Here is a 12,939-nt window from a genome sequence, read left to right as displayed (position 1 = left end):
AAATAAAATGGCGTTTTTGTTGATATCCAATGGGTTAATTTGGCGTTTTTAAAGAAGAATTAGAGGTAATCTGTGCATCAAACCTGGCTACTTTCAGGTGATCCAACGCTCATTCACAGGCCTTTTAACAGTGCTATAATTGCGGCCGCTTTTAATGCCACCAAAGCTTTCGGAGTGTAGCGCAGCCTGGTAGCGCACCTCGTTCGGGACGAGGGGGTCGGAGGTTCGAATCCTCTCACTCCGACCAGTATCAGCACTGTTGACAGCTTTAAGAAGCTCTCAAAATTCTACGATTTATCCGCAAAGTACTCACTAGCCGCTTTAAAAATCACCGGGCTCAGCAGCAACAAGGCAATCAAATTTGGGAAAGCCATCAGCCCATTAAAAATACCGGTCAGCTTCCACACGGTGCCCAACTCCATCAATGCACCCACCGGTATAACCGCTATCCAATAATAACGAAACCAGCTGATAGAGCGTTCGCCAAACAAGTATTCCATACAGCGTTCAGAGTAATAAGCCCAGCCCAGCATAGTGGTAAAGGCAAACAACACCAATCCCAGCGCCAGAATATAACCACCGCCAGGCAGGCTATTGGAAAATGCCAAGCCGGTCATACCAGCACCTTCAGCACCGCTGGTCCAGACCCCTGAAACAACCAATACCAAGCCGGTGATGGTGCACACCACAAGGGTGTCAATGAACGTACCCAGCATGGCAATAGTGCCCTGGCGCGCCGGGTTATCTGTTTCCGCTGCAGCATGGGCAATAGGCGCACTGCCCTGCCCGGCTTCGTTGGAAAGCAGCCCTCTCTCCACCCCATACTGCACAGCAATTTTAGTGGCGGCTCCAGCAAAACCGCCCACAGCGGCAGTAGGCGCAAACGCACTTTCAAATACCAAAGCAATAGCCGCAGGAATCTCCGGGGCGTGCATCAACAAGATCACCAACCCAGCGGTCACATAGGTAATTGCCATAAAAGGCACCAGAGCACCGGCTACCTGAGCAATACGCTGAACACCACCAATAATCACGAAACCGACCAATAGCACCAAAGCCCCAGCAGTGACCATTGGATCTATAGAAAACGTAGATTCCATCGCCTTGGCAATGGAATTTGCCTGAATCATATTGCCAGTGCCGGTGCCTCCAAACCCGCAAAAGAAGGCAAAAAGAACCCCCAGCCAGGCCCAATGACGGCCGAGACCATTGCGAATGTAGTACATGGGGCCACCCACATGGCGACCATCGGCATCAACTTCCCGGTAACGCACCGCCAACACAGCTTCGGCAAACTTGGTAGCCATACCCACCAAGCCTGTCATCCACATCCAGAACAGAGCACCTGGGCCGCCAACCCCTATGGCTGTTGCAACTCCTGCAATATTGCCAGTTCCAATGGTTGCCGACAGAGACGTCATCAATGCATTGAACGGGCTGATATCGCCATCGCCGTTGCCTCGTCGCCCTTTGAACAGCTGAGAAAAGGCATAGCCAAGCTTGCGAATAGAGATAAATTTTAAGCCCACTGTCAGGTAGATACCGGTTCCCAACAGCAGGAACATCATTACATACCCCCACACCCAACCATTGACGGTATCAACCAAAGTGGCAAATTGCTCCACGTAACCCTCCACTGTAATAGTGACAGCCACAAAAAAAGCCGCACATGGCGGCTTTTTTTGTGGCTATTTATCAAATTTTCTTGATAGTGCCTTTAGGCAATACCGCGTGTACTGCGGCTTTTTGGAAGTTCATTTCCACCCCTTCAGCCACTTCAATAACCACGTAGGTATCGTCCACTTGCTTGATGCTGCCCAGCATGCCGCTGGTCATAACCACTTCGTCACCTTTGCCCAGCGCGGCAACCAGGGCCTGGTGTTCTTTCTGGCGCTTACGCTGGGGGCGAATAATCAAAAACCAGAAAATCAGGAACATACCGCCGAACAGCAGCAATGAGCCCATCGGGCTGCCACCCTGTGGGGCAGGTGCGCTTTCAGCTGCTTGGGCTGCAGGAATCAACCAGGACATAAACTCTCTCTCTATATTCGAAATGGTAGAAAACCGTGCACTTTAGCGGTTTCCGAGGTGGGTCTCAATGCCCAGGGTTTATTAGGGCCAAAATCACAGATTTTCCTGTAACCAGGCGAGTAGATCTTCATGGTGGGTTTTGGTTTTGAACTTGTTCAACACCTCTTTTAAGCGACCATCTTTGCCGATAATAAAGGTGGTGCGCAAAATGCCGTCAAACTCCTTACCCATAAATTTCTTTGGCCCCCAAGCCCCGTATTTGTCGGCAATGGCGTGATCTTCATCAGAGAGCAGGTCAAAGTTGAGCTCGTCGCGCTGAATGAATTTGTCCAGCCGTTTCACTGGATCTGGGCTAACCCCCAACACCACCACATCGAGTTTATCCAATGCTTTGCGGCTGTCGCGAATACCACCGGCTTGAACGGTGCAGCCCGGGGTCATGGCTTTAGGGTAGAAATAGAGCACCACGTGTTTTTTGTCACGAAAGTCTTTGAGAGAGACTTTGTCGCCATTTTGGTTGAGCAACGTAAATGCCGGTGCCATATTGCCAATTTTGGGGTATGCCATTGCACATCTCCGGTGTGATAAAAATAGGGTCTGTTGTCGGCCGGTAAACGCCAAAGTCTACAACAAAACGCCGACATTGGGTTACAATCAGGCCCACATAACAATGGCGCACACGTCATGCATATATGAGGAAAAAGCGATGAATCTTGAATACTACGTTATCCGCGGTCGTGGCGAAGGCGGCAGTAAATTTCAGCTGGCCAGGCTGGAAGACGACAGCGGCAACAATTTTAAAGGCGAGTACGACATGAGTCGCCACTTTGGCTCTATTGATGAAATGAAATCTTACGTGGCCGATGAGGTGGTTAAAAAGCCTCTAGAGGAGCTGTCCATTAAAGCGATGGATATCTAAGCTGTTCCTTGTGAACAAAAAAGGCCGGCTCATTGATGTGAGCCGGCCTTTTTATTTTGCTGTGTGTGAATTAACGAAACAGCAGCATCAAGCCACACACTAAGTAACAGAGGCTCAGCACAACAGCCACTGTAGTCAGCAGGTTTTTAGGGATGTGCAGTTTTTTCTGGTAATCCCCCTCAATCTGCCAGCCGGCCAAGATAGAGTTGAAGCAAACAAATAGCAGAGTCAGACCTGCGTAAATCTGAAAAGCCTGGCCGGAGAACAACGCGACCAGAGACTCGTGGCTCAGATCATTACTCATCAAAACCTTGAGCATCACAATACCAAATACGACGGTCAGTGCATTGCTCAAACGCTGGAATACCCACTGGCGTGTACCATTACCACTCATCAGGCCCATATCATCACCCCCGCAGCAATACTGATAATAATTCCGCCCAAAATCGCGATCCAGGAGATGGTTTTGCCACCCTGGAAGTCTTCACAAAGGCCAAAGTCCTGGACAATGTGTTTGATGGTTCCCATGCAGTAATAACCAAAAGCGGTTAACAAGCCCCAGGCAACGATTTGCGCCAGCAGGTTCTCTCTGAGAACAGAAACCAGTGCATCGTAGCTTTCTGGTGAACCCAGCGCCAAAGCCAAGGCCATCAGCAGAAAGCCAATGCCTACCCAGCTGATAACTGCACAAACACGGTGCAGGATGGATGCAATCGCAGTAATCGGAAACGCAACCGTTCCCAAATCAAGGTTTACAGGTCGACTATTATTCATATCTTCTCCTAAAGCCCCCCTATGGAACGTCGCTTTTATTGAGCGACCCCAAGCCGGTGCATTCTACCAATGAGCTGCGCAGATGGACACCCATAATACCTAAATGTAGTATCTTCCAGGCTCACTAATCACAATAAATGCACTATCTTTTTATGCGCCCTACTTCTGTTTGCGGGTATATTGCCGTTTTTCTGCTCTCTTTGGTGCTTCCAGCAACGGCTGACCCAACCCACAAGCCATTGCAGCTAACCTCTTGCCTGTTAGCAAACACCAGCGTTAAGGCCCAATGTGGGATATTGCCTGTCCCTGAAAATCCGGCTCAACCGGATGGCCGGAAAATTCCGATACATCTCGCTGTGATTCCTGCTCGCAAATCCACTGCCAACAAAGCCCCGCTGTTTATGTTTGCTGGAGGGCCAGGTCAAGGCGCCATAGACTCTTTTGCACCTCTGTTGAATCGCTTTCATCAAATTCGCCAACAGCGAGATATTGTGCTGATTGACCAAAGAGGCACCGGCCAATCAAACCCGCTGAACTGCCCTGCGCAACACAGCCAGGTATCTGAGCCACTCGCCCCCGAGCAATTGGCCAACTATGTTCGTGACTGCCTGCAACAGTTGAAGGGTGACCCGAGATTCTATACAACCTCCATTGCTATCAGTGATTTTGAACAAATTCGTCAATCTCTTGGGTACGACAAAATCCATATACTCGGTGTTTCCTATGGCACCCGGGTAGCGCAGACCTACCTGAAATATCACCCTGACTCTATCAGCACAGTGATACTCGACGGTGTGCTGCCGACTGAACTGGTGGTAGGCAGCGAGCACGCAACAAACCTGCAGCAAACTCTAAATGACTTATTCAAACGCTGTGAGCGATCCAATGACTGCAACAAACGTTTCCCCCGGCTGCAAGCCAAGCTACAACAGTTGGTTCAAAAAACTACAGAGGCGCCACCCACTCTCACCGTAAAACACCCTGTCAGTGGTAAAACAACCGAGATACAAGTGTCCAAGGATGTGCTGGCAACAGCCATTCGCTTGCTCAGTTACGCACCAGAAACTCAGGCGCTACTGCCTCTGTTGATTTCTGAAGCAGCAGACAACAACGATTTGGGCCAGGTAGCCACCTCCGCACTGATGATCGAGGGGCAACTGCAAGGCGCGATTAGCCGAGGCATGGAGTGGTCTGTCATCTGCAGTGAAGATTACGCCCACGCACTGCGCCAGCCAAAATCACCCGCAGGTGATGATCCAGCCCTGCTATTAGGGGACGTCATGACGCAAATCAGCGAACAAGTGTGCCCCAACTGGCGTTTAGGTAGCTCGCCGCGCGACTTCCACAAAGCGTTCTCCAGCAGTACACCTGTTTTATTGCTATCTGGTGAATACGACCCGGTAACACCACCCAAGTACGGAGAGCAGGCACTTCAACAATACGCCAATGGCCGCCACATCGTCGCCAAAGGTCAGGGGCACTCCGTTATCCAGCGAGGCTGTATGCCTGCAGTGATCAACCAGTTTCTTAACGATGAAAGCAATAAAAACCTCGATATGTCCTGTTTACAGCCCATGGGGAATACGCCATTTTTCACCACGTTGATGGGTGCAGAACCATGATTGAAGTGAAAGCCCTGCACAAATCTTTTGGCAAAGTAGATGCGGTTAATGGTGTCAGCTTTTGTGCCCGCGATGGCGAGATAACCGGCCTTCTGGGGCCAAACGGAGCGGGCAAAACCACCACTTTGCGCATGCTTTACACGCTGCTGCAACCAGACTCTGGAGCCATTGAGGTGGATGGCATCAACCCTCAGCAACAAGCACAGGTTGTGCGAGCCTCCATGGGTGTTGTGCCAGATGCGAAAGGTTTGTACCAGCGCCTCACGGCCCGGGAGAACATCCGTTACTTCGCACAATTACAGGGTGTTGCTGAGCCGGAAATTAGCGACAACATTGAACAACTGAGCCACGCGTTGGACATGGAGAGCTTTATCGATCGGCGAACCGACGGCTTCTCTCAGGGGCAGCGAGTAAAAGTCGCGATTGCTCGAGCATTGGTGCATCAACCGCAGAACCTGTTGCTGGACGAGCCTGGAAATGGACTTGACGTAATGAGTACCCGTGCACTACGTACCTTTATACGTGAACAGCGGGACAATGGCCGCTGTGTGCTGTTTTCCAGCCATATTCTTCAAGAAGTGGCTGAACTTTGCGATCGGGTAATTATTATCGCCACCGGCAAAGTCATTGCTGAAGGCTCACCAACAGAGCTCATAGAGCAAGCGGGCAAAACCACCCTGGAAGACGCATTTGTCACCCTGGTTGGCAGTGGCGAGGGCATCGCGTTATGAGGGCAATGTGGACTGTTGCGTTAAAAGAAATCAAAGACAACCTGCGTGATCGCCGGGCGTTGACTTCCTCGTTGTTGTTTGGGCCACTGATTGGCCCTCTGGTGATGACCCTGATGTTAACCACCATCAGCCAGCAAGCTCAAGAAAAGGCTCAAGCCCCGCTACAACTGCCCATTGTTGGCGTCGAATACGCCCAGAATCTGGTCGCCTTTTTAAAGCGCCAAGGTGTGGAGGTGTTGGCTGCCCCCCCAAATCCGGAACAGGCTGTGCGCAATAAAAAATACGATGTGGTGTTGCGTATCCCAGAAAAATACCCACAACAGTGGCGCAGCGGTGAACCTGCCAGCGTGGAAATTATCACAGACCGCAGCCAGCAGCAGGCACAACTCAGCCGTAATCGCCTACAGGCTTTGTTATCCAGTTACAGCCAACAAACTGGCTCCCTACGGCTGTACTTGAGAGGTATCGACCCAACAATCGCTCAAGCGGTTCGCACCCGAGAAATGGACTTGTCGACACCAGACAGTCAAAGCGCCCTGGTATTTGGCGTACTGCCCTTTTTCGTATTAATGACTGTATTTATCGGAGGCATGTACCTGGCCATTGACACCACCGCCGGCGAGCGAGAGCGCCAATCACTGGAGCCGTTATTAATAACCGCCGTACCGCGCTGGCAAATCATGGCCGGCAAACTCACCGCCACTTTTTGCTTTTGTGTGCTGACATTGGTGGTGGCACTGCTGGCGTTTGCCCTGTCAGCGCAGATTATTTCCAGCAACGTCGATAATATTCAGCCCAACCTGTCACCCCGGGTACTGCTCAGCTGTTTCGCGGTGGTATTGCCTGTGGCCCTGATCGCCAGCAGCCTGCAAACCATTATTGCCGCCTTCAGCAAAGGCTTTCGCGAGGCGCAGACGTACTTGTCTTTTCTGCAGCTGGTGCCAATGGTTCCGGGTATATGGCTGATGGTCAGCCCGCTGAAAGAGCAGTTTTGGATGAGTTGGGTGCCACTGCTGTCCCAAAGTGTGATTATCAATCAGCTGATTAAAGGTGAAACTATAGAGCTTACCTGGGCACTCAGCTGCATTGCCAGCTCTGCCCTGCTGGGACTATTACTGGCGGTGGTGGCGGCCAGACTCTACAGCCGCCCGAATTTGGTGTTCAACAGCTAACCTTCTAAGCTGTCTATCTAAATTAGCCACCCAAAAACACGACGGTTTTATTACCGTCAAGAAATACCCGGCGCTCCATATGGTATTTCACCGCTCTGGCCAAGGCTTGAGACTCATTGTCACGGCCGACTCGGGCCAAATCTTCCGGCTGGTAGTTGTGATCAACTCGGGTCAATACCTGCTCAATAATCGGCCCTTCATCCAGGTCAGAGGTTACGTAGTGGGCGGTGGCACCGATCACTTTCACCCCTCTCTCGTAAGCCTGGTGGTAAGGTCTGGCGCCTTTAAAGCCCGGCAAAAACGAATGGTGGATATTAATGCAGCGCCCAGACAGCTGCTGGCATAAGTTATCAGACAATATTTGCATGTAGCGAGCAAGAATCACCAGCTCCGTACCAGTTTCTTCCACCAGCGATAACAACTGGGCTTCCTGATCAGCCTTGTTATCTGGGGTCACTGGCAGATGCACAAAGCGAATGCCCTCTCTTTCCGGAATTGAGCGCAAATCCTGATGGTTTGACACCACCGCCGTTACTTCCATATTCAACTCACCCTTGCGCAACCGATACAACAGGTCGTTAAGGCAATGGTCGTACTTGGAAACCATAATCAGGGTTTTTACCGGCGTAGACTGGTCGCGTATTTGCCACTGCATACCAAACCCTGCGGCCACATCGGCAAATTCACTGCGTACGGAGTCGATATTCGGAGCAGCTTCCAATGGGCGGAACACAGCGCGGATAAAAAAGCGCTCTCCAGTGTCATCGTCAAATTGTTCGAGAGACGTAATATCACAATCGCATTTGGCGAGACAGCTGGTAATAGCGGCGACAATGCCGACGCCAGAGGCGCAACAGGCCGTCAAAATATAGCGGGTTTCCATAGTGGTTCTTAGCTTTTTGTATGGCAGATAAGGCGCGAATAGTAGCACGAGGGGTTAAAAAGGTGCCGCAAAACATCGGCGCCTAATGACTACTCGTCTTTGTATGAGTAGTTAATTTAGGTGCTTTGGTTCAACAGTTTTAAAAAACAAAAAACCCCACGCTTTCGCGTAGGGTTTTCATTCTTTCAAAAGAAAGTGGTGGAGCCTAGCGGGATCGAACCGCTGACCTCAACACTGCCAGTGTTGCGCTCTCCCAGCTGAGCTAAGGCCCCGTAAAGAGGTGCGCATTCTAGGTGCGACACCTGTGGCTGTCAAGGGGATTTATGGCAAAAAAAGCGGTTCAAACTCACCCCTGTTATTGGCCTAACTGCTGGTATTCCTTGAGCAATTTTTTAGCCTGTTTCTTGGAAACACCACCGGCTGAGTTCAAGCCATGGCGCACTCGCGCACGCACCATATCGGCCCCTAAAATCGACATCGCATCAAACAGCGGCGGTGCTGATGGCGAGCCAGCAATGGCGATAAACAGTGGAGACAGGAAGTCTTTGAGCTTGATCTCCATTGCCTGCGCAAGCTGGTTTAACTCACTGTAGAGGCTGTCCCTTTCCCAGTTTTGCAGCGCATCCAACTGCCAGGAACTGAATTGCAGTATCTTGCAAACGGTTTCCCGGTCCAGGCGCTTGTTATCAAAGCTGCTTTCATCCAGCACCGGCAGGCCCGAAAGCATAAAATTTGCCAGTGGTGCGATATCGGTAAACTTCTCTACCCGGCTTTGTATAAGTGGCACCATACGCTTGAGGTTATCGCGATTAAACGCCCAGGCGGCTACCCGCTCGGCAAACTGTTCTTCGTCCAGGTCTTCACGAATCCAACGGCCGTTGAGCCAATCCAGCTTTTCCACATCGAATACCGGACCACCCAGCGAGACATTGTGAATATCGAACGCTGCCTGCATTTCAGCCAGGGTAAATTTTTCTTCTTCGTTAGGCATCGACCAGCCCATACGACCCAGGTAATTCAGCAGCGCTTCTGGCAAGTAACCCATATCCCGGTAGAAAGTAATGCTGGTGGGGTTTTTGCGTTTGCTGAGTTTGCTTTTATCCGGGTTGCGTAGCAATGGCATGTGACACAGGGTTGGCATTTCCCAACCAAAGTATTCATACAGCAGCTTGTGCTTGGGAGCCGAATTGATCCACTCTTCGCCGCGCATCACATGAGTGATCTTCATCAGGTGGTCGTCCACCACATTGGCCAAATGGTAGGTGGGCATACCATCGGCCTTCAACAACACCTGCATATCCACCTGCTTCCAGGGGATTTCGATATCACCACGCAGCATGTCGTTCACCGTACAAGTGCCCTCTTCCGGCACCTTCATACGGATCACATAAGGCTCGCCAGCGGCGAGACGCTGCTCGACATCATCGGCGCTTAACTTCAAACCCCGGCCATCGTATTTAACCGCTTCACCAGCCGCCTCTTGTTCGCGACGCATTTGATCCAACTCTTCAGGCGTTGCAAAGCAATAAAACGCATGGCCTTTGTCTACCAATTCTTTGGCGTATTGGCCGTAAATATCCATACGCTCACTTTGCCGATACGGGCCGTGATCACCACCAATATCCGGGCCTTCATCCCAATTCAGGCCAAGCCAGCGCAGGGAATCGAGAATGGCTTTTTCCGAATCCGGTGTGCTGCGAGTTTGGTCGGTATCTTCAATGCGAAGGATAAATTCACCATCGTGATGGCGGGCAAAGCAAAGATTAAACAAGGCCACATAGGCGGTGCCCACATGGGGGTCGCCAGTGGGCGACGGAGCAATACGGGTGCGAACGGTCATGGGTAGTCCGGGTTCGTGTGAGAAATAAAGCGGCGTATTATAGAGGCCACCTGCCCCTTTCGTAAGGGGCAGGTGTGATTGCAGTTATGACTTTATGGGCTTTTCAGAGGGGCGGCCAAGCAGATAACCCTGGCCGGCATCCACGCCCAATTCCTGCAGAGTGTCCCACTCTTCCTGGCGCTCCACCCCTTCCGCCATCAGCAACAGATTGCGGCTGCGTGCCACTTGAACGAGAGACTGGATGTAAAAACGGTTGTCCTGATTACTATCCAAGTCGTGAATAAAGCTGTGGTGCACTTTAATGTGGCGCAATGGCAAGCTGCTGAGGTAGCCAAAGGCCGAGGACTCGAGCCCGAAGTGGTCAATGGCCAGGCTGGCGTTGTGTTCTTGCAGTAATTCACTGAACTGGCGCACATACTGCTCATTCACCTGCATGGCGTATTCTGATAACTCCACCACCAAGCGCGCACTTAACGAAGAGTGCTCAGCCAGGAACTCCGCCAGCCACTCAATAAACGCACTGTCCTGAATGGAAACCAGGCTCAGGTTGGCACAGAAATACACGTTTTTCGGGAATTCGTTTTGTTGCCTTGCCAGGGTTTGCAAACTGAGTTTGTCAAACTCGCTGATAAAACCAAAGCGCTCGGCCATGGGTATAAATACCCCAGCGCTGATCAGCTCATTACCGCTGGGCAGGCGGGCGTAGCTCTCGTAGGCAATTAGCTGATTATCGGTATCGAAAATCGGCTGGTAATGCAAAGCAAGCGTGGCGTTATCAATGGCACTATTGAGAATCTGACGCCATTCGTCTGTGGAGGCAGACAGCACGGGTAATGCCTGTTCTTGTTCTGCTTCCTCCAAGCTTTTCCAACAGCTGTCACTGCTTTCTTTGGCTCGATACAAGGCGATATCCGCTTCACTGAGTAAATTGCCGATATCATTAATCTGGCTGGCATAGCTGTAACCCATATGCACCACCAATGACACGTCACTCCAGTGGTGCCACTGCACCTGGCGAGTCACATCAAACACCTTCTCGGCCAGTTCAGTGCCTTCAGCTTCGATAATGTGGGGGATAAACAAGGTAATTTCTGGCCCCTGACGACGGCTGACAATGGAGTGAGGGTATGGTGCCAACAGCTCTTGCAGTTGCTCTCCAACCGCCCGCAGCACTTTGTTGCCCCCTGCCCGGCCTTCCTTGCCATTAACCTGCTGCATATTGCTGATGGTAAGGATCATCAGTGCGCCAGGCAGTTCTCCTCGCTCTTCCCGCAACAGGCTGGCGGTTCTGGCATCAAAATCCAAACGACTGCTAAGCCCGGTAACCGGATCCCGTAAAGACTGTTCCTGCAAGTGCTCAATTTGCCCCAGTTGCTGCTCAAAAATACTCTTCAACTGGGTAGACATGGTGTTCATGGTTTCTACCACCCGGCGCAGCTCCCGAGTTCGAGGTAGTGAGTCCACGGTAACGAACTGTTGCTCGGCGATATCTTTCGCCTGTTGTTCCACCTGAGCCAAGGGTTTTAGCAAAACCCGCAAAGCCAATGACGCGATCAAACACACCAAAAACATCACCAGCGCAAAAGCACTCAGCTGTTGTTCAGTAGTAGTCCACAGTTTGATATACGCCTGGCCCGGGTGGCTGGTCACTGTCAATGTGCCCAATTGAAGCCAACCGGAATGCACTTCGGCCTGCCCTACCGGCGAAGTTAGTGGCAATAATTCAACAAACCACTGGGGTACGCCATTGGCAGCAATGGGGAAGGTACGTTCAAGAACCACCTCGCCATCCAGATTCCGATACACCATGCTGCTGAAATAGCCACTGTCGGAAACCGCGTTAAACATGGTGTCTAACGTAGCCATATCTTGCTGCTGGGCTGCCTGGGTCATGGACAAGGCGACTGATGTCGCCGTATCCCGAGCATGCACAGCCATCTGCGCGTCCAGAAGAATGCGAGTCTGGTGAACGCCAATAACGATATTGACGCCATACAGAAGGGTAAGCAGTAGAGTTACAGCGGCAATAAGCTGTCGATAAAGCGTCACTTACTAGTTCCCGTGGTTATTATTGTTGCTTTTCGACCAATTTTGGCGTTGCTTGAGCCCAAATCATCACGGTTAGCCACCGCAATTGCAAATACCAACTTTTATTTTTGTCGGCTCTGCCGCAACAATTTCTCGCCCAGGTATTATGATTTTTCGATTGTTGCCGATAACAGAGCATCACACGGGCATAAAAAGAATAATGTTGGCTAGGCGACTGCTTTCCAAGGCCATAGTTGTTTTCTGTAGCACAGGGCTGTTGCTTCTGGGCCTGTACGTGTATTCCCAGGAAAAACCTCTGTTCCGCCTCAGCGATAAATTGCTAAGCAATGTTCGCAAGCAACATGGCATAGCAGCAGAAAACCGCTTGCTTTACTGGCAAAAATTAATTCATAGCAGCCAGCAGTTAGAGGAACCGGACAAGTTGGAGGCAGTGAATGATTTTTTTAACGGCGCTCGTTTTACCAACGATATGGCCCTGTGGAAACAAAAAGATTACTGGGCCACGCCTGTTGAATTTCTGATTCAGGATGCCGGCGATTGCGAAGATTACTCCATCGCTAAATATTTCACCCTAAGAGAATTGGGGGTAAAAGCCGAGAAGCTACGCATTACCTACGTAACTGCTACCAGCATCAACCAGGCTCACATGGTGTTGGCCTACTACCCTACTCCATCATCCCAACCGCTGATTCTCGACAACCTCAATCGCCGCATCAAACCCGCCTCAGAGCGCACTGATTTGATTCCCGTCTATAGCTTTAATGCCGAAAATTTATGGTTGAGCCGATCTCGCAACGAATCGCAAGCCAGCGGCAGTTCCAATCAACTAAAAGCCTGGTCAGATTTGAGAAAGCGAATAAAAGAAAGCACCTTGGAGCAATAACTCCAAGGTGCCGTTTTCCGCGATATATGCGCCGC

At 51.0% G+C, this 12,939-nt stretch carries 13 protein-coding genes and 2 tRNA genes; 6 read left to right on the top strand and 9 right to left on the bottom strand.

Annotated features, from left to right (window positions below; translation table 11 throughout):
• Positions 1-170 precede the first annotated feature (170 nt).
• Positions 171-247: transfer RNA gene (locus KFE80_02430), tRNA-Pro, on the top strand.
• Positions 248-287: 40 nt separating this feature from the next.
• Here the strand turns inward: KFE80_02430 and KFE80_02425 are convergent.
• From KFE80_02425 to bcp, 3 genes are all read right to left on the bottom strand, one after another.
• Positions 288-1,568, bottom strand: a complete 1,281-nt coding sequence (locus KFE80_02425; GenBank protein ID UTW46596.1) for a sodium:alanine symporter family protein — start codon at positions 1,566-1,568, stop codon at positions 288-290.
• 127 nt (positions 1,569-1,695) lie between these two features.
• Positions 1,696-2,031, bottom strand: a complete 336-nt coding sequence (gene yajC / locus KFE80_02420; GenBank protein ID UTW45786.1) for a preprotein translocase subunit YajC — start codon at positions 2,029-2,031, stop codon at positions 1,696-1,698.
• Positions 2,032-2,124: 93 nt separating this feature from the next.
• Positions 2,125-2,598, bottom strand: coding sequence for a thioredoxin-dependent thiol peroxidase (gene bcp / locus KFE80_02415; GenBank protein ID UTW45785.1), 474 nt, complete (start codon positions 2,596-2,598; stop codon positions 2,125-2,127).
• Between the two features lie 139 nt (positions 2,599-2,737).
• Here bcp and KFE80_02410 point away from each other — a divergent pair, with 139 nt between their 5' ends.
• Positions 2,738-2,950, top strand: a complete 213-nt coding sequence (locus tag KFE80_02410; protein ID UTW45784.1) for a hypothetical protein — start codon at positions 2,738-2,740, stop codon at positions 2,948-2,950.
• A gap of 70 nt (positions 2,951-3,020) precedes the next feature.
• Here the strand turns inward: KFE80_02410 and sdhD are convergent, their stop codons facing one another.
• Both sdhD and sdhC read right to left on the bottom strand, forming a co-directional pair.
• On the bottom strand, positions 3,021-3,353 hold the full coding sequence (gene sdhD, locus KFE80_02405) for a succinate dehydrogenase, hydrophobic membrane anchor protein (GenBank protein UTW45783.1): 333 nt from the start codon (positions 3,351-3,353) through the stop codon (positions 3,021-3,023).
• Complete coding sequence (gene sdhC / locus KFE80_02400; protein UTW45782.1) at positions 3,344-3,724, bottom strand: succinate dehydrogenase, cytochrome b556 subunit; 381 nt, start codon at positions 3,722-3,724, stop codon at positions 3,344-3,346. The genes sdhD and sdhC overlap by 10 nt, the downstream gene beginning before the upstream one ends.
• A 296-nt stretch (positions 3,725-4,020) precedes the next feature.
• Here sdhC and KFE80_02395 point away from each other — a divergent pair, with 296 nt between their 5' ends.
• The 3 genes from KFE80_02395 to KFE80_02385 are packed head-to-tail and all read left to right on the top strand — an operon-like array spanning position 4,021 to position 7,249.
• The gene (locus KFE80_02395; protein UTW45781.1) at positions 4,021-5,346 is read left to right on the top strand and encodes an alpha/beta fold hydrolase; all 1,326 of its coding nucleotides are present in this window, start codon (positions 4,021-4,023) and stop codon (positions 5,344-5,346) included.
• Positions 5,343-6,077, top strand: a complete 735-nt coding sequence (locus tag KFE80_02390; GenBank protein UTW45780.1) for an ATP-binding cassette domain-containing protein — start codon at positions 5,343-5,345, stop codon at positions 6,075-6,077. Before KFE80_02395 ends, KFE80_02390 begins: the two co-directional genes overlap by 4 nt.
• Positions 6,074-7,249 (top strand): ABC transporter permease, encoded by a 1,176-nt coding sequence (locus KFE80_02385; protein UTW45779.1) that lies wholly within the window; start codon positions 6,074-6,076, stop codon positions 7,247-7,249. Before KFE80_02390 ends, KFE80_02385 begins: the two co-directional genes overlap by 4 nt.
• A 22-nt stretch (positions 7,250-7,271) precedes the next feature.
• On the opposite strand, the gene purU is transcribed toward KFE80_02385, so the two are convergent.
• From purU to KFE80_02365, 4 genes are all read right to left on the bottom strand, one after another.
• Complete coding sequence (gene purU, locus KFE80_02380; GenBank protein UTW45778.1) at positions 7,272-8,132, bottom strand: formyltetrahydrofolate deformylase; 861 nt, start codon at positions 8,130-8,132, stop codon at positions 7,272-7,274.
• A 196-nt stretch (positions 8,133-8,328) separates the two neighbouring features.
• A tRNA-Ala gene (locus KFE80_02375) sits at positions 8,329-8,404 on the bottom strand.
• An 83-nt stretch (positions 8,405-8,487) separates the two neighbouring features.
• Entirely contained in the window at positions 8,488-9,972 is a 1,485-nt protein-coding gene (locus KFE80_02370) for a glutamate--tRNA ligase (GenBank protein ID UTW45777.1), read from the bottom strand.
• A gap of 84 nt (positions 9,973-10,056) precedes the next feature.
• Entirely contained in the window at positions 10,057-12,021 is a 1,965-nt protein-coding gene (locus KFE80_02365) for an EAL domain-containing protein (protein UTW45776.1), read from the bottom strand.
• 199 nt (positions 12,022-12,220) lie between these two features.
• Here KFE80_02365 and KFE80_02360 point away from each other — a divergent pair, with 199 nt between their 5' ends.
• Positions 12,221-12,904 carry a transglutaminase-like cysteine peptidase gene (locus tag KFE80_02360; protein UTW45775.1) on the top strand — a complete coding sequence of 228 codons (684 nt, stop codon included), beginning with the start codon at positions 12,221-12,223 and terminating at the stop codon, positions 12,902-12,904.
• Positions 12,905-12,939 lie beyond the last annotated feature (35 nt).

Source organism: bacterium SCSIO 12696, from assembly GCA_024397955.1.
Classification (GTDB): domain Bacteria; phylum Pseudomonadota; class Gammaproteobacteria; order Pseudomonadales; family Porticoccaceae; genus SCSIO-12696.
The sequence above is the reverse complement of the archived record's forward strand: the minus strand, read 5'-3'. Positions and strand labels throughout refer to the sequence as shown.

Coding starts and splice junctions, on each gene's coding strand:
- KFE80_02425 (UTW46596.1), bottom strand. CDS start 1,568: ATGATGTTCCTGCTGTTGGGAACCGGTATCTACCTGACAGTGGGCTTA.
- yajC (UTW45786.1), bottom strand. CDS start 2,031: ATGTCCTGGTTGATTCCTGCAGCCCAAGCAGCTGAAAGCGCACCTGCC.
- bcp (UTW45785.1), bottom strand. CDS start 2,598: ATGGCATACCCCAAAATTGGCAATATGGCACCGGCATTTACGTTGCTC.
- KFE80_02410 (UTW45784.1), top strand. CDS start 2,738: ATGAATCTTGAATACTACGTTATCCGCGGTCGTGGCGAAGGCGGCAGT.
- sdhD (UTW45783.1), bottom strand. CDS start 3,353: ATGGGCCTGATGAGTGGTAATGGTACACGCCAGTGGGTATTCCAGCGT.
- sdhC (UTW45782.1), bottom strand. CDS start 3,724: ATGAATAATAGTCGACCTGTAAACCTTGATTTGGGAACGGTTGCGTTT.
- KFE80_02390 (UTW45780.1), top strand. CDS start 5,343: ATGATTGAAGTGAAAGCCCTGCACAAATCTTTTGGCAAAGTAGATGCG.
- KFE80_02385 (UTW45779.1), top strand. CDS start 6,074: ATGAGGGCAATGTGGACTGTTGCGTTAAAAGAAATCAAAGACAACCTG.
- purU (UTW45778.1), bottom strand. CDS start 8,132: ATGGAAACCCGCTATATTTTGACGGCCTGTTGCGCCTCTGGCGTCGGC.
- KFE80_02370 (UTW45777.1), bottom strand. CDS start 9,972: ATGACCGTTCGCACCCGTATTGCTCCGTCGCCCACTGGCGACCCCCAT.
- KFE80_02360 (UTW45775.1), top strand. CDS start 12,221: ATGTTGGCTAGGCGACTGCTTTCCAAGGCCATAGTTGTTTTCTGTAGC.